Below are 21,323 nucleotides of genomic sequence, written 5' to 3' on the forward strand. Positions count from 1 at the left end.
ACGAAGTCTACCACGCTCTACTGCCCGTTCAGTAACATTTTCAAATGGTATTTAGTAGCTGGAGTTCCTCTTCAATTCGACTAATTTCAATCCTTTGGAATAATACTTCAACTTGCGAAAGTTTTCTACCAGATGGGCTCTCAAGATAGACCCAGGAGGGCTCTAACAAGCCTAGGAAACCTCGAATCTTCTTACAGGAAAAGGGTACAAATGGTTCCAGAATAGTCGACAAATTCGCAATAATTTGTACACAAGTAAATAGAGTATTGTTACACAAGTCCACATTCTCTTTTATCTGGATCCACGGTTTTTGTTCGTCAAAATATTTATTACAGCTTCGAATGAAAGCAAACACTGTCTCCAACGCCTCTTTCAGCCTACCTTGTTCGATAAGGTCTCCACAGAGGGTAAACAGTTCCTCGACTTCTAGTTTAATTTTAATATCTATCGCACCATTTGGGATTCGGCCTTCATAAAACTTCTCTATAAATACCAAACTTCGATTCACAAAATTTCCAAAAGCCCCAAGTAACTCTCCATTATGGCTGTATATAAATTCTCTCCAGGAAAAATCTGTATCACGATTTTCAGGTCCATTTGCGATTAAAAAATACCGCACAGAATCCGCTTCATATTTTTCTAAAATATAGGGCACCCACACTGCCCAATTTCGACTTGTTGAAAATTTTTTTCCTTCTAAAGTAAGAAATTCACTAGATATGATTTGATCTGGTAGTTGCAGATCCTTCAAACCCAGCAAAATAGCAGGCCATATCAACGTATGAAAAGGGATATTATCCTTTCCATGGATATAGTAGGCTTTTACACTTTCTATAGCCCAAAACTTTTCCCACGATTTACCACTTTGATTGGCCCACTGTTTACTGGCGGATAGATACCCGCTTACAGCCTCTACCCAAACATAAATTTTCTTCCCTTCAAAACCTTCTAGAGGTACATCTACTCCCCAGTTCAAATCCCGAGTAGCAGCCCGATCATGTAGCCCTTCTGCTAAATAACGCCTTGAAAGTTTGAGGGCGTTCTCCCTCCACCCCTCCGCTCGATTAACAAAGTTTTCTAGCTCATTTTGAAATTTCGATAATGCTAGAAAGTAATGATCAGAAAACCTTGATGATGGACTCCCACTGCATAACTTGCATGAACGATTATGGAGTTCCAAAGGATCCAATAATGCCGAGCAGGTGTCACATTGATCACCACGAGCCGCACTACCACAATGAGGACAGTTTCCTTCAACGTAACGGTCTGGCAAAAAGCGATCGCAACAGTTACAGTAAGTTTGTTCAACTGCTTTTTTATAAAGAACACCATTTTCCAGCAGTTGAACAAATAGCTCTTGTACTACTTTATGGTGGAATGGATTATCCGTCCGAGTATAAAGATCATAGGAAAATCCGATTTTACGGAAACAATCAATAAATTCATTATGGTACCGGTCGGCAATTACTTTAGGGGAAACACCTTCATTGTTCGCTTGAATTGAAATCGGCGTTCCGTGACAATCACTTCCTGATACATAAAGTACCTCTTCTCCCTTTAACCGAAAATAGCGGGCAATCACATCACCAGGTAGCAAGCTCGCTACTCGCCCTAAGTGAAGTGATCCGTTTGCATAGGGCCACGCTCCACCAATAAAAATGCTCATTTACAATTCCTCCCTGTTATTCATATATTTTTGAAAACAAAAAAAGCTCCCGTCCTCAAAGGACGAAAGCTGTCGCTCACGTGTTTCCACCTAAATTTACCGATCCCTCACGGTGACCGGCCTCTACAGGTACGTCACCAAATGAGGTGATTATACCCTGGCACGTTAACGGGTGCGCCCGGTGCGGCCTACTACCTCACTGGGAGGGTTCGATGCACAGCTCTGAGACCATGTTCGTCAGACGTTTCTTTGCTCCTTTGCACCTACCGGAGCTCTCTGTTAAAAGAACGGGGTCCAACTACTCTTTCTCGTCGTCGCCTTATTCATATTCCTTATATAGCCAATTATATATATTTAATTCCAAAAATCAATATTATTTCAAAAAGCTCTAGATATGATTGAATGATGCCTGCTTAACACATTATCCATACAAACAGTTATTCATATTTACTAAATATGAGTTCAACTTTATCTATCAATTTTAACGGCAACTAGAGCGTAGAACTCTGGAAATCTATTCAGAGCGTTCTTCCTCGGGCAGCAACTTAGCAAAAGCCACTTGTCCTTCCTTAATACTATCATCAAAGTAATTACCAATTACTTTATAATATCTTAACCCTTCATTCCTTTTTGCTTTTTACTTTTACAGTAAAGATACTCAATATAATGGAAAGAATCACATATGTCCAAAATCCATGAATTTCAAATCCCGTTAAATACTTATCAAGAAGCCATAACTTTATTGGTGTCAACACAAGTGAAGCTACCACTAACAATGGAGTAGTTAAACAACCAATCCCAACTACCATGGAAATCATTGAAACTGTTAATAAAAAACCGTAAATGAAACTGATAACAAACATAAGCACTGTAGCAAGTATCAATGTTTTTGTATCCGATATGGATATATACGGATTGAAGTAATAACTCCCACACCAAAAAACAAGAAATGTAACCAGTAAGTTAAGTATGTTTCTCAAAGAACAGTCCTCCTTGCTTTCTACTGATAAAATTAGCCTTTCATCACCTATTGTACTGACCACGATATCTTTGTTCAATTTCACCATTTAATACTTCTTTATAAAATTTCAAGTACTTCTTATAAGTCAAATAATGCTTTTGGACATTAAATACTATATGAAAATTTCTTTCGTCACATGATTACTTCAACAATAAACCAAAGGAGGAGCTGCCTGATGCAAGCTCCTCCACTATCAAACGTTCTCATTAGCTTAACAATCCATTGCTGTTAACGTCTGCACACTTTATATAGTTTTTCGACCTATTGCCCCCACCATATTACTAAAGACCTCTTCCCAGTCAAGGTTTACATTTTTAATTGTATAGCTTGGAAATGGCAGCATATCAAGCAGCCTCAATTCGATCCGCTTGCGGTTTTCCATAAACTTTGTTCAGTTGCGAAGCGGGGTCTTGAACGGATGGAAGAAATCCAAACCTGCTGCTCCCGCACACTAGGCTGAGTTAAATAAATTACCACAGGATGCAAAGCAGCAATCTGATCGGCGATTCCCTGAATATGCTGCTCGATATGGCGATCAACAGCTTGATAATGACCTAACAAATCATGAATCTGATGCTGAAAAAACACTGCTTCTAGCACATATACCTCCTCTGAAGTGCTGGCAAGCTCAGCGAAACGTGCCCATTGCCGTTGAATCGAATATGTAAACTCTGACAGCGCGGTTACGGGCGAATCCGTCCAGCATAGCTCACGGGACTTCAGCTCTGAATAGAGTGCATCCAACTCGTTGAATTCCTTAATTTCACGATAAGGAATCAGATAATTGCTACCATTTTTTATGGCCCATGAACGGATTTCATTAGCGGTGTCTGGATACCGCATCAGAAGTTCCTTATATTCCTCTTCGCGGAAGAAAGCATGCCAATTCAAACTCGTTGGATGCCCTTTTGCACCCTCGTCATAGAAACGGGAGGAAATGCCTTGCTATACCAGGTAGCAATGCAATCGTTCTGCTAACGTCGATTTGCCCGTGCCGCACAACCCTTCAACCAAAATCAATTTGCAATTCTTTCGCATGCGATTTTTGCTCCTAATTCTTATTTACATCCGTAACTTCACTATATTTATCCGTTAGTTTAGTGACGACACCTGTTAATTAAGCACGAAATAGAATATCAATATCCCCATTCATCACAGACACTCTCCTCTGTTGATGTGGAGTAACACGTTGCAGTTTTATGGTTCAACCACGGACCCTACAAAAAGCCATGCACCGGTCTGGCGGTCTTCTATTGCGAAGAAAAACGGCCGGTTTATCGTCACCTGGAACGGTTCATCGATTGGTGCGGAAGCCCCTGCCATATGTACCGCCGAAAGAAGTTTACTTATTCTAAAATTATCATTCATTTCGGAACCCCCTGACCTCAGCTTTTGGACATCCCTCGCAATTACTTTCGTGACGATTTTGCATGTATTTATATCTACAAAATATAATCTACTATGCTTACTAATGGACTGGATCCCCCCCATCCGGTAGCAACCTTTCAAAAAGCATTTACAATTTTATTAGGAGGAATCTTTATGCATTTGCAGGCTGAAGAGAATGGCATCGTGTCATTGACCCCGGAAGGTGAAGAACTCATTAAAGACAGCCCTATGTATAACGAAGGGTTGCGTCCAACGAGGAAAGATGAACATAACTGGACAGCTTACAACTTTTCCAGCTTATGGATCGGCATGTGTATTTGTCTTCCGTCTTACGCGCTTGCTGCCGGGTTAATTTCGCTTGGGATGAATTGGTGGCAAGCGGTTGGAACGATTATTTTAGGCAATCTGATTGTTCTCGTCCCCATTTTATTAAATGCTCATGCCGGAACAAAGTATGGTATTCCATATCCGGTCTATGCTCGTCTCTGGTTCGGCTCAAGAGGAGCACATATTCCATCGATCGCTCGAGGCATTATTGGCGCAGGCTGGTTCGGTATTAACTGTTGGTTCGCCGCAGGAGCGCTTGATACCCTTCTAGTCGCCATGAGCGGATGGGAAAATGTGGCGGGACACCTTGGAATTTCCTTTGCAATTATGTGGGTCTTAAATGTCTGGATTGCTTACAGAGGACCTGATGCTATTCGCCGGATGGAATTCTGGGCAGCTCCTACTTTAATTGTGATGAGTCTTGCGTTATTGGTATGGGCTTTAACTTCTGCAGGGGGCTGGGGGCCGATGTTATCCGCTCCTTCTAAATTGACCTCCACAGGAGAATTCATGAAAGTCTTCTTCCCCTCCTTGACAGGAGCGATTGCTTTCTGGGCAACTTTAGCACTGAATATTCCTGATTTTTGTCGTTATGCCAAAAGCCAAAAAGCGCAAGTTATCGGTCAATCTTTCTCATTGCCTACAACAATGGGTCTGTTCTCCTTCATTGGCGTAGCCGTTGCTTCGGCCACAGTCGTTATTTTTGGCGAAGCCATCTGGGATCCCGCGACTATTTTAGCTAAATTTTCACCTTTTGTCATCTTCCTTGGAACCTTAGGAATTATTTTAGCTACAGTCACCACAAACGTAGCGGCAAACGTCATAGCTCCTGCTCGCGCCGTAGAAAATCTCATGCCTAAAAAGCTGACATATCGTACAGGCGTTCTTATTACAGGTCTTATTGCACTTCTCATACAGCCGTGGTACATACTGGAGAATTTCGGAAACTATATTTTTGTCTGGCTTGGAACATACGGCGCATTATTAGGTCCCATTGATGGAATCGCAATTGCCGATTACTGGTTTGTTCGTAAGCGCAGAATCCATTTATCTGAGCTCTATCAACTGGATGGAAGATATTCCTACAGCAAAGGCTATAATCAAAAAGCGATTTATGCTCTCTTAATAGGTGTTATCGTCCCATTCGTATGTAAAAATATAACCCCATTAGCTTTCGTGTGGGACGGAGCATGGATCTTCGGATTAATCCTCTCCATGTTCTTTTATACATGGTTTATGAACAACGATGGATCTTTGGTTTCCCATACGGAATATAAATCCTTCACTAAACATATTGGCGAAAAAACCTCTATGTGACGAAATGCTGAAGAGGCTGTCCCTTTGATCATGATAGACCTTTGAACTGCACCCTAGGGTGCAGTTCATTCGAGGAGCAGCCTTTTCAGCATTATTAATGAATCATCGGCGAAGTCGAGTAGATTCTCATATGTTACTACAACCATATATTTTTATTTCATTTCCTTCATCATCAGATTCTCTTATTGTCTTCTCATCATATCTTTCAAAATAATAAGACACATCATCGTTGATAAAGCCATTTCCTTCATCCACTTAGTTATATAATCATAAGCAGTCACCGTCTTGCTTGCAGGTCCAATATAATGAGTCATCGAATATGTTCGTTATTCACTCCCAAATTCAATTTTTATTCTTGATATCCTTCCAGGTACTGTATGAAAGATGCAATAATTTACGCTAAACTGCCCGTAGCGAGCACGTTATACGGGCCAAGTTCAATCGCGATTATGCGCATATGTTTGTGTCGTGGCCTCGCGACACAAACATATGCGTTTAATATATTGTTACACATTATATAATGTGTATTTTCGATCATCAGCTTCTACAATAGAATATAAAGTTCTTCTGCGTAATTCAGTTCATTCAGCCTCCGGAAAGACGATACACACTTTCGTTCCTTTTCCGGGCTCGCTCTCGTACTTCAGCGTGGCGTTCATCGCCTCCAGCAAGCGAAACGTCACCATCAGCCCTAAACCGGTTCCTTGTACCTTCGTCGTATAGAATGGGTTTCCGAGTTTTTGGAGTTGCTCTGAAGTCATTCCTTCCCCTGAATCGGAAACAAACACACTCACTTTTCCGCCCGACGAACATGTCTCTACATGAAGCGTCCCTCCGTCAGGCATGGCTTCGATAGCGTTTTTTAAAATGTTGATCAGCGCTTGCTTGAGCTTGCTTTTGTCACCGCTTACGTACAGGTTTTCGCTAATCTCGCTGATTATCTCTACCCGGTTCATTGATGCGTACGACGAAACGATTTTCAAAACGCTAGTCATTTTTTCTGAAACGCTAATTTTACCGACATTATTTAACTGCGGTTTCGCAAAGTCCAAGTAATCGCTCAGCACGGATGCGGCCCGATCCAACTCCGCAATGGCTATTTCCATGTACCTGCGAAGCTTTTCGTCAGCTGAACTCTTTCCAAGCTGAAGAAAACCACGGACGACCGTCAACGGATTTCTGACCTCATGCGCGATGGAAGCCGCCATCTCGCTTATGAGGGCAAACCTTTCGGAACGTTGCATTTGCATTTTTAAAGAAAAATTCTCTCTAATAATTTCAATAACGTTAATAGCGAGCACAATCGACAACCAGGCAAATAAAAATAACACCGCATAAAATCCCCAACCGAAAAAGGTTCTTTCTGAGAAAAAGTACCATAGGGAGAGACTTAAAAAGTAAGCGTAAGAAATCAGTCCAACACCGATTTCAATTTTTTGAAAACGTCCAGATTGCGTGTATTTATTTTCCAAAAAAATACAAGGCGCCGCGATGAGCAACAAGGCTAACAAAAATCCTAGACTTGAATAAAATCCCGCCAACAGGGAGAACCGATAAATCGAAATCAACGACGCTGAAATCCCGCCCCCCAAAATGCCTCCGTACAAAAAACCGATAGTGAAAGGAATCCACCGCATATCCACCAGAATAAGACTTTCACTAAGATGCAAAGGAAAGTTCATGCACAAAATGCCCGTAATTCCCGCAAAAAGGCCGATCACAATTTGTTGATGGCTCTTTTTTTCCAAGGGTCGAATTTCCATAAAAACCAATTGATAAACCAATATCGGCAATAGCACTATAAAAACGTTCACAATCAGTTCTTTTATCATCAATGTTGCTCCTCGGGAAGTTGAACTTATCGAATTATAACAGAATTCCGAAGGTTTTTGTCGAACATTTTTTTCGGAAAAATGTTGCTTTTAGTCGTGGAATGAAGAAAGGACGGTTGTAGTCCGCCCTGTTGCCTTTTCTTAATCTACGGGATCCCAAAGCGCCAGCTGTTGAAAGTCGCTTTCACCGTTTCTTGACCGAGAAACGTTTCAATCCCAATATCCCGATGACCGCCTCCTTGATGAAATCTGTATGAGAGAAACTTTTCATGCCGATTCAGGGTACGTTTTAGTTAACTTAAACATCCCTGGTTACACGTTAAAAAACCCTCTTGTACATTCACGGAAGTTTATTTACATTCCGTTTGCACAAGAGGGGCTGATCTACAAATAGGCTCTTAAATTATGCAGCTTTGATACGTCGTTAACGGAAGAAGGCAATACCCTCTTACTATTTGGATAACAAATACTGGGCATCCCGAAGCAAATAGCCTGCGGCTTGCGCAGAAATATGCTTGCCGCTTTGAGCCTGCACTTCGCTCACGAAAGTATCTAGGTTGTTCTTGGCCAATTTGCTCTGCAAGCTGTTAGCAATGCCCGCGTTATCGATCCATCCGGTATTCATAAAGCGTGTGACCAACGCCTGCAGGGACTGGACGCTAGTCGTAGTTTGGAACAATACGGTTTGACTACTTGTATTCCCTGCCAAGTCACTTGCCGTTACGATAAATGTGTGCGAACCAAGCGGCAGCGTATATAGCGGAATAGCGGCTCCTTGCTGCACGGTTTGGGGTTCACCATTTGTACTTATCGTGACCGTTGTCTTGCTGCTGTCGACTCCGGACAAGTTATCGCTGAGCGTAAGGATCGGCGTAATATCCATAGAATCGCTGTATGTGCCGTACACAAATCCGGTAACCGTAATTGTAGGTAGCGTCGAATCCAGATTGAAGCCGATCGTTTTCACCGCTTCTGCATTGCCGGCGTTGTCCGTCGAACGGTAGCTCACGGTATATTTGTCATCTTTGTCGAACATTAGCGCCGATGTATAAGCCTGCCATGTATGTCCGTCATCCAAACTGTACTCGGTTTTGGCTACGCCCGACAGATTGTCATAAACGTTAAGGTTAACTGTCACAGCGTGCCCATACCACCCATTCAGCCCGTCCGGCTGAGCTGGTGAGACTGCAGCCATCGTCACAGGCGGCTTCTTGTCGATTGCGATGGAGAAGGTAGCGCTGACGGTGGCCTTTTTGACGGATGTTGCCTTGATGACGCCGACGGTCTCATAAAGGTCAGGTATCTCCCTCAATTTCAGCTTCAGCATCGTGTCGCTGATGATCTCGGAATCGATATATGGCTTCAGCGACTCTGGAATATCCCAGTTTACGCGCTTGATGCCGGAATCCGTCTGCACATTGGCCGTTAGGACGATTTCATCGCCTGCGGAGCTCAACACGTTTTTATTGGCGCTCAAAGTCATTGCAACATCGTAAGGCTTATCTGTGAAAATCATCGCGCCGAAATAGTTAGCCTTCCGGCCGGCTTCGTTATTTACAGAGCCCGTACGCAGACGCATATTCGCCGCTTTATAAATTAAATCCGTTTCTCCCTCAGAGGCCACGTCCGCGACCTGGTTGAGATAATGGTTGCTGACAATCTCGTATCCGATGGCTTCAATACCGCTTTGCGTTCTGTTCTTGTCGGAAATGAACGTCGCGGATGCCACTTCCTCGCCGACTGCATATCTCGCGTTGTAAACCATGCCTGTGAGCAGGCGGTTGTCATTGGCCCCGTAAAGATCGACGCCCTGGTTCCAGGCGATATCCGCCTGAGAGGCAAGACCCGTAATGCCCATCCTGGCGTGCGTCTGATCACGGCTGCTTTCCTGCTGCTCGCCGGACGGGTAAATATAGCTGGGCAGGCTTCCCATGGACACTGTGTTGCCTCCCCTGTAAGTGCCGAGATACCGCTGCTTCAGCGCGTCGTTAAATAAGCCAACATCCTCCAAATAAGCCGCTGAGGCCATGTTGAAGCCGCCGAGAATAGCATCCCAGTTGCCATTGGCCTGGGGATAAAAATCGTAGGTCTTGGTCAACAGCAAGTGCAGGAAAGACTCAAATTCGCCGATGCCTGCCTCCTGCCATTTGTCCGCTGGCGCAACGCTGGGATCATTATTGTAGACATGCTTTATGATCTCAGCGGCGTTCACGAAATCCGTCCCCACGATGGCGATGCGCAGCTTCACGTCGTTTCCAAGCCCGAGGGTCTTCAGTGTGTCGGCCCACCCGTTAAGGACGTCTCTCGCTTTTTTTCCGTAAGCTACGTCTCCATCCAAATAGTACCGTAAAGCGTAATAGAGTGCCTTGCTGCCGCCACGGGTATATGCCGTACCTCCGATATTGGGGTTGTTGTAAGGACCCACATCGAGCACAGGCGCCGGATTAACCGTATTGGTATCGAACCAGGTAGTGGCGCTTACGAGTTCCTGATATCCCTTTCCATATACCGTATCCATGTTGTTTTTATTTGCCTTGATGTTATCAAGGTCCTCCAGTGTGAAATAGACGCCCGGATGCTGGAAGACGAAATCGTCTCTCAGATAGGGGATCTTGTCCTCGCTGACATATTGATCGCCTTTATAGGTCACATCGAAATAGTCCAAGTTGGGTCCGTCGTAAACCGCCTGTCCCGGAGGTGCCTCCATTCCCAGAGTAACGGTATTTTCACCCTTCTCCAGCCAGACGTTCATATAGTTGTTATTCCAAGCCCTATTGCCTTTTACGTTTGCATAGCCATTGTCCGTCTGCGGAGTCAGAGATGTGTTGGTCTTCGGATTATAACTGTCAATGTATCCCGACATATTGAAAATCATCCAGCCCGCCCAATGCGGATCCATGGAATTCGTAAAATCCGGTTCATCATTGTTGATAATAATGCGGCTATTCCTCTCGTCGCGGACATTTCGGTAGCCGTCCACCTTTGTGGCTGGGTTGTTATATTTGAAAGCTAATTCATAAACGCCCGCCGCCGGTACAGTCACCCTCCAGCTGGCCTTGTCCTGCCCCGATGGAATGGTGTTATTAATAGAACCGTTGCCCGTTTTGTAGTTGGCGACAGGGTCGCTGAAATCCACAAATTTGCCGCCCGAGGCGCCTGTTAAGACGATACTATCCGTGGCGGCGGATCCAGGTACCGTATCTCCGTTGTCCCTTATATAGATATTGCCTGTATGTTTATAAAAATCTTCCGCCTCTATCCTTGTGGTAAAGCCTTCGGGAGCGGTTGGCACGATAGGATCACCCAGAGTGACGTTCTCTGCCGCAGCTGCAACATTCACTGTTGATCCCAGGATAAGCGTCGGCATACATATTATTGGTACACATAACAATAACGATAAGACCTGTTTCAAATATTTTTTCATATTCGCTCTCCTTTCTTAAATTACGCAATTCTTTGACTTATTCCCAAAATAATCCTTAATGCCTCTGTCTAGATACAGGGTGTAACCGCTAACAAAACAGGATGCGGGCGAGGCCAGAAACACGGCTGGGCCTTGCAAATCGTCAGGCGTGCGTAAACGGAACGCGGGCATCTTGCTGATGATAATCTGGTTGAAGGAGGTTGCCGCCGCCTTTCTTTATCATCGACTGTATGAAAGCGTTTGCCATGATGAGCGGAGCCTTTAAGTCAAAGTCGATGAAAAGAGACTTTGCGTTTAGTAGAATCGCCGTTGCGCAGCCCGAATGGGTGCTCCAATTCGGGGGAGTTTCCCAATCCCCTCGTTCCGCCGTGCCTGCAAAGTGATGTCCGCCAACATCTCCTTTCCATCCATTTATTTAGACAGCCGCAAAACGCATCGTTTTCGGGCGAGCACAGTCCGCCCGTGGCTTATGTGTTCAGCGACACCTCGACAAACTTCATAGTAACAAAGTGAGGAAGCGATTCATATGCTGTTTTTTATGAATAAAGTGAGTATTTTTAAGAATTGAACCTCCAAGGCGCTGAACATAACATAGGCGCATAGAAAGCCCATGAGGGACTGAAGGTGATCGACTCTACCATTTAATAACCTCTCGGAATTAGAAGTTATTGTGATAAGAAACTTTCTAGCACTAGGTTTCCAAAGCTTTGAATGTCTTTTAAATAATCATATTCTGTTGGGTTCGGTTCAATTTGGTTTAACATTCGAACGGCTACAATATTATACTCAGGAATAACTAACACAGCATTGCCGTAAAAACCAAGCGATTGATAGGACCCCTTAGGAACTTCATTACCTAGTTCGGACAAGTGGCGGGGCTTGTCTTGCACCCACCAGAAGAATCCATTTCGCGGATAAGTTTCATCAAGACGGCTCGGAGTCACAATTGAAACAGATTGTTCAAATATCGAACTAGGTATTATTTGTTGTCCCTTATATTTCCCTTTAGTAAGATGTATCTGTCCCCAGTAGGCTAACTCCCGTGTACTTACAAATAGATTAGCCTCGCCGCCTTGGTCTCCTATGTAGTCCTCATAAAGCCAAACCAACTTATCATTTTTCTCTTTTCTCCACCCAGTCTCTTTGAAGCCAAGAGGTTTAAATATTCTTTCCTCTAATACCTGTGCAAGAGACATATCAAAAACCTTATAAATAATCCTAATAAGTAAATTAATACCGGCGTTGTTATACTTCCAGTCTGTTCCAGGCGGAAAAAGTCTCTTGTTGGGGCCTTCTAAACCGTGAGTGTGGGTCAAGAGATGTCGTATCGTTGTATTATTTAACACGTTTTCATCCAGATCTTCTAAATATTCAGTTACATAATCATTGATGCTTCTAATTTTCCCTTCATACAGAGCAAGACTAATTGCGAAGCCCAGATAAGTTTTGCGTATGGATGCAACATTGAATTGCGATTTTGCATCTATTGATCGACTATTCGGAGACTTATCATGATTGCCTGCATAAAACTCGTTCACGATATGGTCATTTTGCATAACTAAAACCGATGCTGCAGTGGCAGATATCAGATTCCTAATACTCAAAACATAACGATTAAGTTCGTCAAAACCATTATTAGATTTAATATAATCCATTTCACTTCTCTCCCCCATTATTACATGAATTACGTACTAATTATTCGGGAGACTGCTAGGCAATCCTGCCCTTCCCAACAAATGAAAAAAGAGCTGCCGTCATGCAAGCTCCTCCACTCTAGTTCCTATATTGTAAAACGACGAAAACGTTCCCTACGTTGTCTATAGTTCGGGAGGGACGACATTAGCTTGCTCTTTTATTTACTTGACCGTAGTCATTCTTAATTTGACTCACTAGTTTTAAAATTTCAGTGTCAGGGTAAATGCGCTCAATTTTGAATGTAGAGTGAGTCGTATATCGTTGTTCCATAAGTAAATCCTCCTCCTAGAGAACTCATGTCAAATTATCGTTTAGAAAATCGCCAAGCAGATCAAAACGGTGTTCCCAGTTCAGCCGGTGTTCAATGATATACTTTTCGTGGCTCATCTTCATCGTTTCCAGAATTGAAATAAATGCATCAATGGAAGGCGGCTCCTGATGCTTCATTCGTTCGGCCACGCGTTCGAGTTCGGCCAGAAGCTTCTGCCCAGTTTTTATATTTCTCCGGATCCGTTCAATCTGAATAGCCACGATGTCAGACGGGGTATACGTATGACCCTTTAGCACCGTCTGAATTTCTTCAAGCGATAAGCCCAACTCTTTCAGAGACAAGATTTGTTGCAGCCGTCTAATATCGGCTTCGTTATACAACCGATGACCGGTTTTAGAATATCCTGACGGTGAAAACAAGCCAATCTGATCGTAAAATCGCAAAGTACGGACTGTAAGTCCGGTCAATTTGGCAAGATCCCCCACCTTCCAATTCTGTTGCATAATCCACTCCTTTCTTTGGCGCTAGCTGTACCGGTATCTTTAGTATAAAACGTAACGTTACGTAAGGTGCAAGAAGTTTTTAAGGAAACATTTACATCTTTTCTTCGCTTTCTATTAGGGGTACCGCCAACCAAACAACGTAAAAGCCATGCAAATACATATTTCACCAAAAGCAAAGTCGGTTTTCCTACGCTAAGGAGGCAGAGTATGGATAAGTCCGCTGATTTTTTCGTTGTAAATACAACAAAAATGATGTACTATTTTTTTACCACGTTTGAAAAATACAATATTAATGGAGCTGCAAATATGAAGGAAATTCTACGTGAGGTTGGAATGATTGCTAGGGCATTGGATTCTATAAGTAATATAGAATTTAAAAAATATGACCTTACAAAAGGACAGTACTTGTACCTCGTTCGAATATGTGAAAATCCAGGAATTATTCAAGAAAAGTTAGCTGAAATGATAAAGGTAGACCGAACAACAGCTGCTCGTGCTATCAAGAAACTTGAGATTAATGGTTTTATTGAAAAGAATGATGATCCATATAACCAAAAAATTAAAAAACTATTTCCTACAGAGAAAGGGAAGACTGTTTACCCTTTAATAAAAAGGGAAAACGATCATTCCAATATGGTCGCACTATCTGGATTCTCCGAAAGTGAAGTAGAAACCATTTTAAACCTGTTGCAAAGAGTCAGAAAAAATGTAGAAAAAGACTGGGAGTTTGTAAAAAAGGGAAACAAGCGAAATTATTGATTTAATACAAGGAGGACAAATAAAATGACTATAAATATAAAAAAGTGCACGTTTGAAGATTTAGGCTTACTTCAAGAAATTAGTGTTGAAACATTTAAAGAGACATTTAAGGATCAAAATTCACCTGAAAATATAAAAGCCTACTTGGAAAGAGCATTTAACTTAAAACAATTAGAAAAAGAATTATCAAATATCTCTTCGGAATTCTATTTTATTTATTCTAATGAGGAAATTGCCGGGTATTTAAAGCTAAACACCAATGATGCTCAAACTGAAATAATGGGCAATGATTCGCTTGAAATCGAGAGGATTTATATAAGGAAAGAACTGCATAAACAGGGACTCGGTAAATATCTAATAAATAAAACTATACAAATAGCTATAGAACGGAATAAAGAGAAGATCTGGCTAGGAGTTTGGGAAAAAAATGAGAGCGCAATTACCTTTTATAAAAAAATGGAGTTTGTTCAAACAGGCGTCCACTCTTTCTATATGGGTGATGAAGAACAAATAGATTTTATTATGACCAAAACACTCATATAACGTTTCTCTGAAATGATAATTCAGATAACGGCAAACCGTTAGATCAGCGATCCAGGGAGCAGTTTGCCGCCGTGGCAGTTGCTTCTTCTGTCATTAAGCTAAACATTCCTCCCTCTGTCACAGTCGATGCTGGCTCAAGCGATGGTAAGCTTACTCCCACTCAATGGTCCCATCCGGAAATATTGGAGTAATGTACTGCAACGCGGGTCAAGACGAGTATGTATCATCGGATACTTTTGATGAAGCATAAAATATAATCAGGGTTCGCTCGTCCAACGAAATCATCCCCCACGCCGATAGTAGGTACCTCTCTATATCAGCAAAGGAGATAAGACGAAATGAAAATAATCATTTTCGGAGTAAGCGGAACAGTCGGAAAAGCACTAACTAAAACTCTTACAGCTAATCAACATGATGTTTATGGAAGTTATCATTTGAGGAAACCATCATTTTTACCTTCAGATCGTACTATTCAGCTTCCGATTGGTGAACTTGATTTACTGGAAAAGTTTTTATTGCAAGTCAATCCAGATTTCGTAGTTATGGCTTTGCGTGGAGATTTTGTAAAGCAGCTTAAGTTCCATATTCAAACGGCTGCATACTTAAGAAATACAGGTGGCCGAATGATTTTTTGTTCCACCTCTAATGTATTCGATGCAAGTACCGACTCGCCGCATTTCGAAGAGGATCCCCCCTCCGCAGCCAGTGATTATGGACAATTTAAAGCGGAATGCGAAAGGCTAATGGCTGAAAGACTACTCGACAAACTTACCATCGTTAGGATTCCAACCATTTTGGGTCATGACACACCTCGAATTAATGAATTGAGACAACAGCTTCAAGACGGAGAGTCAATAAAGATCTATTCCAATGTGTATTCCACCAGGAATACCGATCAGTTATTATCGATGCAGATTACCTATTTGATGGAACAAAGGCTCACAGGCATTTACCACCTTGGGACTACAGATATCATGAATCATTCAGAATTTACAAAAAAACTTGTGACACGCTGGGGTTATACGGATGCTGCATACGAAGTATTAAAGCAAGATACTTTTTCCTCCGTCATTCCCGAAAGATATGATAACTCTCTTTTAACCAATAATCCTTTGCCGAAAAAACTCCAAATAAACCACGAGCAGTTGATCGAATATTTATCATAGCAATTACTTTGTTCAACAAAAAGCCCGAACTGTGACCACATGTCCGGGCTTTACTTAATATAACTTATCTTGTGCTTTCTTCCACTGCTCCTCTATAATCCACTTTAATAGTAACGCTTGCTGCCATCGATCAGAGACTTCCTGTTCTTGCCCATGCTCATCTCGGCGAGTGATTCCGTAATAGTTGGGCGGTCCAAGCTCTGCGCAGAACGGGAATAAGTCCCCGGGCTGCGCTTGCTTAAGCCAATGCGCCATACCTTTACGCCACCAGCGTGTAAAATGCTCCATCATAGGATGATCGCCATCCACTCCTACATCTACCTGGACTTGTTCTCCACTTGAGACACGGCCATGTATACCTGCGGAACGTTCCAGAAGCTTATTGAAATAGACTTCCACTTTTTCACTTGTTCCGAGGATTTCACCAGCAACGACATAATGAGATAAATCGATCATCAGTCTAAGATCCGGTAGAGCTTCAACATATCCTGCGGTGCGGATCAAATCTTGCGTGACCGTCCCTCTGTGCGTCTCGATAAAGTGTGGAATTTTATATTCCTCAGACACTTTTAACAAACCATCAAGTAAGTGAACCGCTTCTTTATCAATAACAAAGGAATTCGACACTTGTGAGTTGATGTATTGTACTCTGCCAAATTGGTTGGCATGATGAATGATATCAATCATATCTTGTGGTTTAGCAGGGTAAGCAATGGCACTGAAACTTAGCTTGTAGCGGTCAAGTAAACGATGCCAGGTATCCATATTTTCGGGAGAAGGCAACAAATAGCTAACACCTTTAAATCCCGCCTCAGCGATTTTCTCGAACTTTTGCTCTAACGACCATTCCTTTCCGTTCTCTCCTAATCCTTCCATGGCCCATATAGCTTGTTGGACATCCAGTCTAGGTAGATTTAAGGTCCCATCATTAATTCTATTCCAATGGCTCATGGTTATCTCCTTAAAATGGTTATTAAATCGAATCGAATGACATCTTCCTGTTTATTTAACTAGACCATGCGGATCGATTACAAATTTTCTGGAAACACCTCGATCAAAATCTTGGTACGCTTGCGGAGCAGCATCTAACGAAATGAGTGTGGCATTAACCGCTTTTGCAATTTGTGCTCTGCCGCTGAGAATCGCCATCATCAAGTCTCTATTATATTTCATTACTGGCGTTTGCCCCGTTACGAAGGTATGAGACTTCGCCCAGCCAAGACCGAAACGAATCTTCAAAGTGCCAATCTTCGAATCCTCATCTACCGCGCCCGGATCGCCGGTTACATAAAGCCCTGGAATCCCTAGGCTTCCTCCAGCGCGTGTAACTTCCATAATCGAATTCAGCACGGTTGCCGGTGCTTCGCCATGAGCTTTACCATGACCGTGTGCTTCGAAACCTACGCAGTCTATGGCAGAGTCCACTTCAGGCGAGCCCAAAATTTGATCAATTTGTCCTGCCAAATCGCCATTTTCACGGAGATTGACGGTTTCGCAACCAAAGCTTTTCGCTTGTGCCAGCCGTTCTGCATTTAAATCGCCTACTATAACAACGGCTGCACCAAGCAACTGTGCGGAGTGAGCCGCAGCAAGGCCTACTGGACCTGCACCTGCGACGTATACGGTTGAGCCCGGACGTACGCCTGCGCTAACTGCACCATGATAGCCTGTTGGGAATATATCAGAAAGCATCGTTAAATCAAGAATTTTTTCCATGGCTTTCTCTTTATCCGGGAACTTCAGCAATTGGAAGTCCGCATAAGGAACCATGACATATTCCGATTGTCCGCCGACCCATCCACCCATATCTACATAACCATAAGCGGAACCAGGACGATCCGGATTGACGTTTAAGCATACATTCGTATTCCGTTCTTTACAGCTGCGGCAACGGCCGCAAGCAATGTTGAACGGAACGGAGACCAAGTCTCCCTTTTTAATAAATTCAACATCGCGTCCTACCTCAATGACTTCACCGGTTATTTCATGTCCTAAGATGAGACCTGACGGCGCAGTTGTCCGACCTCTAACCATATGCTGATCGCTGCCGCAAATGTTAGTAGTTACTACTTTCAAAATGACGCCATGCTCGCATTTTCGTCCTATGTTTAATGGATTGACACCTGGACCATCTTTCAGTACCAATTCTGGATAATCCGTATTACGTACCTCAACACTTCCTGGTTGACTGTAAACGACTGCTCTGTTTCCTGCCATATTCTCAACTTCCTCTCATCATTTAGTTGATCATTGCTTGTGGCTCATTGCTCACTTGCGAAGACACTGCTCTGTCAGCTTGATCCCCATAAAAATAAGGATTTGCTGTACTCGGAAGAGGACGATCAACGACATAATGCGGGTCTTTTTTCTGTTTAATCAGTGCTGTAATAACCTCTTTGAGTGCCGCCCAAAGATTAGGACTTGGTGCCGGATAATCAAACATCAATTCTTTGTGCAAAGCAGGCAAGGCATGATAAGGAACCATCGGAAACATGTGATGCTCTATGTGATAATTCATGTTCCAGTAAAGGAATCTAATGAAAGGATTCAAATAAATCGTGCGCGTATTCAAGCGATGATCCAGAACATCTTCATGCAGCCCCAAATGCTGAGTTATACCCACTACAATCAGGAGAATTGGACCATAGAAAGTCGGAAGGCCAACAAACATAAGCGGTAAAATACTCCCTATTTGAAAGCACCAGATGAAGAGGCCAATGAATATCAGCATCCAAACACGTGAGATCCAAACCGCTTTTCTGAATTCAGACTCTGGTACATAGTCCTTTTCGGTGTCAGACAGCTTCCCAAAGCAATGCGTGATAATGCTTTTTAGATCTCGTGAGCCGCCATAAATATGGATGATTTCTCCAAAAAGGATGCGCCAAACGGGCGGTCTAGTCATCGCTATTTCTGGATCGCGACCGACAATATAGGTGTCTGTGTGATGACGGGCATGACTCCAACGCCAAGGAGTTGGTGGTCTTAAGTCCATAAAAGAGGCAACTTGATAGAGAGCATCATTCATCCATGCAGTCTTGAAAGCTGTGCCGTGACCGCATTCATGCCATCTGGAATCAGCGGTTGAAGCGTAGCTGATGCCATATAGGGCAAATGCCGGTATGGCCCACCATGTACCCCACGAATAATAGGCAAGAATTCCCGTAGCTATGAGCCATGCAAACATGATGATCGTATCCCGAATTGCGGGTCCATCCTTACGCTTCATTAGCTCTTTAAGACGCTTACGCGGAATCGGACTTGTATACCATTCAGCCGCTGCTAATCCACGTTCCTGTGCTCGTTTGTTTTCTGGTCCTGTGAGAGAGTAATCTCTTTTAGCGTTTTTATTTGACACGGAATAGCCTCCTCACTCGTCATGTTAGCGCTTTCTATAATAATAGACCTTTAGGGACTCCTTGTCTTTGAAATAAGCGGACATTCATTTGCACTATATGGACATATAAGATTGATTGAAGGGGATTTCTGTCAATTGTGACTTACGAAACTGTTCCGAAGGAACGCCCTGTTTTACGGGTAAAAACAACGTTCTTGCACTGCGCTTTCATTTAAAATGCGACTCATCTTCTTGAAATCTGATTTGGCTGCCATAGGAGCCCCTCCCGATAACAAATAAGCGCGATTTTTCAATTATTTCTTGATGAAGGCGACCATGAGAAAACAGCGATTAAACCAAGTGAATCGTTACTGCTGAACCAGGCAAAGCTTCATATTCGTGACAACTTATCCATACGGATCAAATTTCAGGATTTGGCCAAGCATTTACATACATCTGAAAGACAACTTTCTCGACTTTTCAAGGATGAGCTAGGAGAGTCCTTCTCGGATTATTATCGTAAGGTCAAGATCCAGGCCGCAACCTCACTTTTGAAAACGACTAGCTCCTCATTGAAACAAATCGCCGAATTAACCGGTTTTTACTCGATCCACCATTTCACGAAAGCGTATAAACAAGCTACAGGATATAACCCTGGGCAATGGCGAAAAATGGAACAAAGCCGCTAGAATAATGCGGTTCTGATGGACTTTGCCAAACTTACAACTCGCTGGATTAATATGGAAGCGAATCCACTGGTTCTGCGTCTGTGAATCTTATCTTGAAGATCAAGAGTCTAACCACGATTTGGCTGCGCGAAGAACTCGTCATATACATGGGCGCATAGGTTATCCTGAAGCATCTCAAGTTCCTCATCCGGACAGAATAAAGAGGCCGCTTCTACATTAGTATATGAAATCCAATGTAGAAACGACCTCTTTGCTTATCTTAGAAAATACTCCGATCGAAAACTTCCGATACTGCTCCAGCAAATGCAGTCCAGCTATACTGCTGCCTTAGGCGTGCATCATTTCACGAAAGCGTCTAAACAAGCTAATAGTTATACATTCGGTCAATGGCGCAATATAAAACAAAGTGAGGGATAGCTCATACATTAATCGATTACTAAAAACAAGGCGTAACGGCATTATGCCGTTACGCCTTTCTTGAATGTGACGGGGAACATATCTCCCTGAATGATATCGCCATCTTTACCCCCTGAAGCCACGAATTGTTTGGTCGACAAGTATTGGAAGCGCTCATCGTACCGAAAGCGCGTTTCGCCAGTCATTAAGTGAAGCGCCGACGAACGGCGTACCCGGTCCGATACGTTGGGCCCACTTCCGTGTATTGTCAAGCTGTGATGAAAGCTGACTTGCCCCGCTTTCATGACGATTGGCACAGTCCGAAAAGTATGCCCTTCAGGTACGTTCATCCCCTTCTTTTGATTATCTAAATTTTGTTCGTAAAAGTCACTGCCTGATAGAAGCCCCCAATGGTTGCTGCATGGCACCATCATCATGCAGCCATTCTCTTCATCAACATCATCGTAGGCTACCCATGCCGTAAGCAGCGTCTCTGCGTTTTGAAAGCACTTCCAATACGTATAGTCCTGATGCCAACCCACGCCAGAAGCGTGTCCTCCGGATTGTTCAGGTTTATGCAGCAGCTGATCGGCCCAGAAACGGATTGTATCCGTCTCCGTCAAAGCAGCTGCAATCTCGCCGATCACCGGATCGTGGGCGAGTGCGCGGATTGTTAAATCGGCGTAGCTCGCCATATCTGTTTTGCGAAGAGCTTTCGGGTGGCCTTTTTCGTAGCTCCAGATGGTTTCTGGAGGAGTTCCGGTTTCGAATTCGTTCCTGTAAACTCTCTCCATTCTTTCGCGCAGCTTTGCCAGCCTTTCATCGTCGATAATTTTCGGAGACACCCAGTAGCCATTCGTCTTGAAAAAAGAAATATCCTCTAGCGTCGGTATTCCATTTGCATTTGGCACTTCAGCTCATCCTCTCGTCGCGAATTCACTCTCGCTTTAAGACCATTATGACTTAATGCGGGACATTCTGTCTTTGT

At 43.2% G+C, this 21,323-nt stretch carries 18 protein-coding genes and 1 other annotated feature; of the genes, 5 read left to right on the top strand and 13 right to left on the bottom strand.

Going from position 1 to position 21,323, the window contains the following annotated elements:
• Window positions 1-40 precede the first annotated feature (40 nt).
• The 4 genes from metG to ASG93_RS36735 all read right to left on the bottom strand — a co-directional run bounded on the left by metG (window position 41) and on the right by ASG93_RS36735 (window position 4,055).
• Window positions 41-1,666, bottom strand: a complete 1,626-nt coding sequence (metG, locus tag ASG93_RS33325; protein ID WP_056839426.1) for a methionine--tRNA ligase — start codon at window positions 1,664-1,666, stop codon at window positions 41-43.
• Window positions 1,667-1,721: 55 nt separating this feature from the next.
• Window positions 1,722-1,990: a binding site (T-box leader), on the bottom strand.
• Between the two features lie 296 nt (window positions 1,991-2,286).
• Window positions 2,287-2,646 (bottom strand): phage holin family protein, encoded by a 360-nt coding sequence (locus ASG93_RS33330; RefSeq protein ID WP_056839427.1) that lies wholly within the window; start codon window positions 2,644-2,646, stop codon window positions 2,287-2,289.
• A 395-nt stretch (window positions 2,647-3,041) separates the two neighbouring features.
• Window positions 3,042-3,578, bottom strand: a complete 537-nt coding sequence (locus ASG93_RS33335; protein WP_056839430.1) for a hypothetical protein — start codon at window positions 3,576-3,578, stop codon at window positions 3,042-3,044.
• A 306-nt stretch (window positions 3,579-3,884) separates the two neighbouring features.
• Window positions 3,885-4,055, bottom strand: a complete 171-nt coding sequence (locus ASG93_RS36735; protein WP_235551051.1) for a serpin family protein — start codon at window positions 4,053-4,055, stop codon at window positions 3,885-3,887.
• A gap of 174 nt (window positions 4,056-4,229) precedes the next feature.
• Between ASG93_RS36735 and ASG93_RS33345 the strand changes: the two genes are divergently transcribed.
• Window positions 4,230-5,720 (top strand): NCS1 family nucleobase:cation symporter-1, encoded by a 1,491-nt coding sequence (locus ASG93_RS33345; protein ID WP_056839434.1) that lies wholly within the window; start codon window positions 4,230-4,232, stop codon window positions 5,718-5,720.
• A gap of 581 nt (window positions 5,721-6,301) precedes the next feature.
• Here the strand turns inward: ASG93_RS33345 and ASG93_RS33350 are convergent.
• The 5 genes from ASG93_RS33350 to ASG93_RS33365 form a co-directional block, all read right to left on the bottom strand.
• On the bottom strand, window positions 6,302-7,552 hold the full coding sequence (locus ASG93_RS33350; protein ID WP_056839436.1) for an ATP-binding protein: 1,251 nt from the start codon (window positions 7,550-7,552) through the stop codon (window positions 6,302-6,304).
• A gap of 451 nt (window positions 7,553-8,003) precedes the next feature.
• Window positions 8,004-10,976 carry an OmpL47-type beta-barrel domain-containing protein gene (locus ASG93_RS33355; protein WP_056839439.1) on the bottom strand — a complete coding sequence of 991 codons (2,973 nt, stop codon included), beginning with the start codon at window positions 10,974-10,976 and terminating at the stop codon, window positions 8,004-8,006.
• 665 nt (window positions 10,977-11,641) lie between these two features.
• Complete coding sequence (locus ASG93_RS33360; RefSeq protein WP_200984558.1) at window positions 11,642-12,631, bottom strand: serine hydrolase domain-containing protein; 990 nt, start codon at window positions 12,629-12,631, stop codon at window positions 11,642-11,644.
• A 184-nt stretch (window positions 12,632-12,815) separates the two neighbouring features.
• Entirely contained in the window at window positions 12,816-12,941 is a 126-nt protein-coding gene (locus tag ASG93_RS36895) for a hypothetical protein (protein WP_268796078.1), read from the bottom strand.
• Window positions 12,942-12,965: 24 nt separating this feature from the next.
• A complete protein-coding gene (locus ASG93_RS33365) occupies window positions 12,966-13,445 on the bottom strand; it encodes a MerR family transcriptional regulator (RefSeq protein ID WP_056839444.1) in 480 nt (159 codons plus the stop codon).
• A 306-nt stretch (window positions 13,446-13,751) separates the two neighbouring features.
• On the opposite strand from ASG93_RS33365, the gene ASG93_RS33370 reads away from it, so the two are divergent.
• From ASG93_RS33370 to ASG93_RS33380, 3 genes are all read left to right on the top strand, one after another.
• Window positions 13,752-14,204: a MarR family winged helix-turn-helix transcriptional regulator gene (locus tag ASG93_RS33370; RefSeq protein WP_056839544.1), complete on the top strand. Its 453-nt coding sequence runs from the start codon at window positions 13,752-13,754 to the stop codon at window positions 14,202-14,204.
• 24 nt (window positions 14,205-14,228) lie between these two features.
• Entirely contained in the window at window positions 14,229-14,747 is a 519-nt protein-coding gene (locus ASG93_RS33375; protein ID WP_056839446.1) for a GNAT family N-acetyltransferase, read from the top strand.
• Between the two features lie 338 nt (window positions 14,748-15,085).
• Window positions 15,086-15,913, top strand: coding sequence for a sugar nucleotide-binding protein (locus ASG93_RS33380; protein WP_056839448.1), 828 nt, complete (start codon window positions 15,086-15,088; stop codon window positions 15,911-15,913).
• Window positions 15,914-15,967: 54 nt separating this feature from the next.
• On the opposite strand, the gene ASG93_RS33385 is transcribed toward ASG93_RS33380, so the two are convergent.
• The 3 genes from ASG93_RS33385 to ASG93_RS33395 are packed head-to-tail and all read right to left on the bottom strand — an operon-like array spanning window position 15,968 to window position 19,271.
• The gene (locus ASG93_RS33385) at window positions 15,968-16,864 is read right to left on the bottom strand and encodes a sugar phosphate isomerase/epimerase family protein (protein WP_056839450.1); all 897 of its coding nucleotides are present in this window, start codon (window positions 16,862-16,864) and stop codon (window positions 15,968-15,970) included.
• 51 nt (window positions 16,865-16,915) lie between these two features.
• The gene (gene fdhA / locus ASG93_RS33390; protein ID WP_056839452.1) at window positions 16,916-18,130 is read right to left on the bottom strand and encodes a formaldehyde dehydrogenase, glutathione-independent; all 1,215 of its coding nucleotides are present in this window, start codon (window positions 18,128-18,130) and stop codon (window positions 16,916-16,918) included.
• A gap of 22 nt (window positions 18,131-18,152) precedes the next feature.
• Window positions 18,153-19,271, bottom strand: a complete 1,119-nt coding sequence (locus ASG93_RS33395; protein WP_056839454.1) for a fatty acid desaturase family protein — start codon at window positions 19,269-19,271, stop codon at window positions 18,153-18,155.
• Between the two features lie 374 nt (window positions 19,272-19,645).
• Between ASG93_RS33395 and ASG93_RS37375 the strand changes: the two genes are divergently transcribed.
• Window positions 19,646-19,939, top strand: a complete 294-nt coding sequence (locus ASG93_RS37375; protein ID WP_414858910.1) for a helix-turn-helix domain-containing protein — start codon at window positions 19,646-19,648, stop codon at window positions 19,937-19,939.
• Between the two features lie 458 nt (window positions 19,940-20,397).
• Here ASG93_RS37375 and ASG93_RS33400 read toward each other — a convergent pair whose 3' ends face one another.
• Window positions 20,398-21,246, bottom strand: a complete 849-nt coding sequence (locus ASG93_RS33400; RefSeq protein ID WP_056839456.1) for a phytanoyl-CoA dioxygenase family protein — start codon at window positions 21,244-21,246, stop codon at window positions 20,398-20,400.
• Window positions 21,247-21,323: the final 77 nt, after the last annotated feature.

This window comes from Paenibacillus sp. Soil787, from assembly GCF_001429545.1.
Taxonomy (GTDB): Bacteria; Bacillota; Bacilli; order Paenibacillales; family NBRC-103111; genus Paenibacillus_E.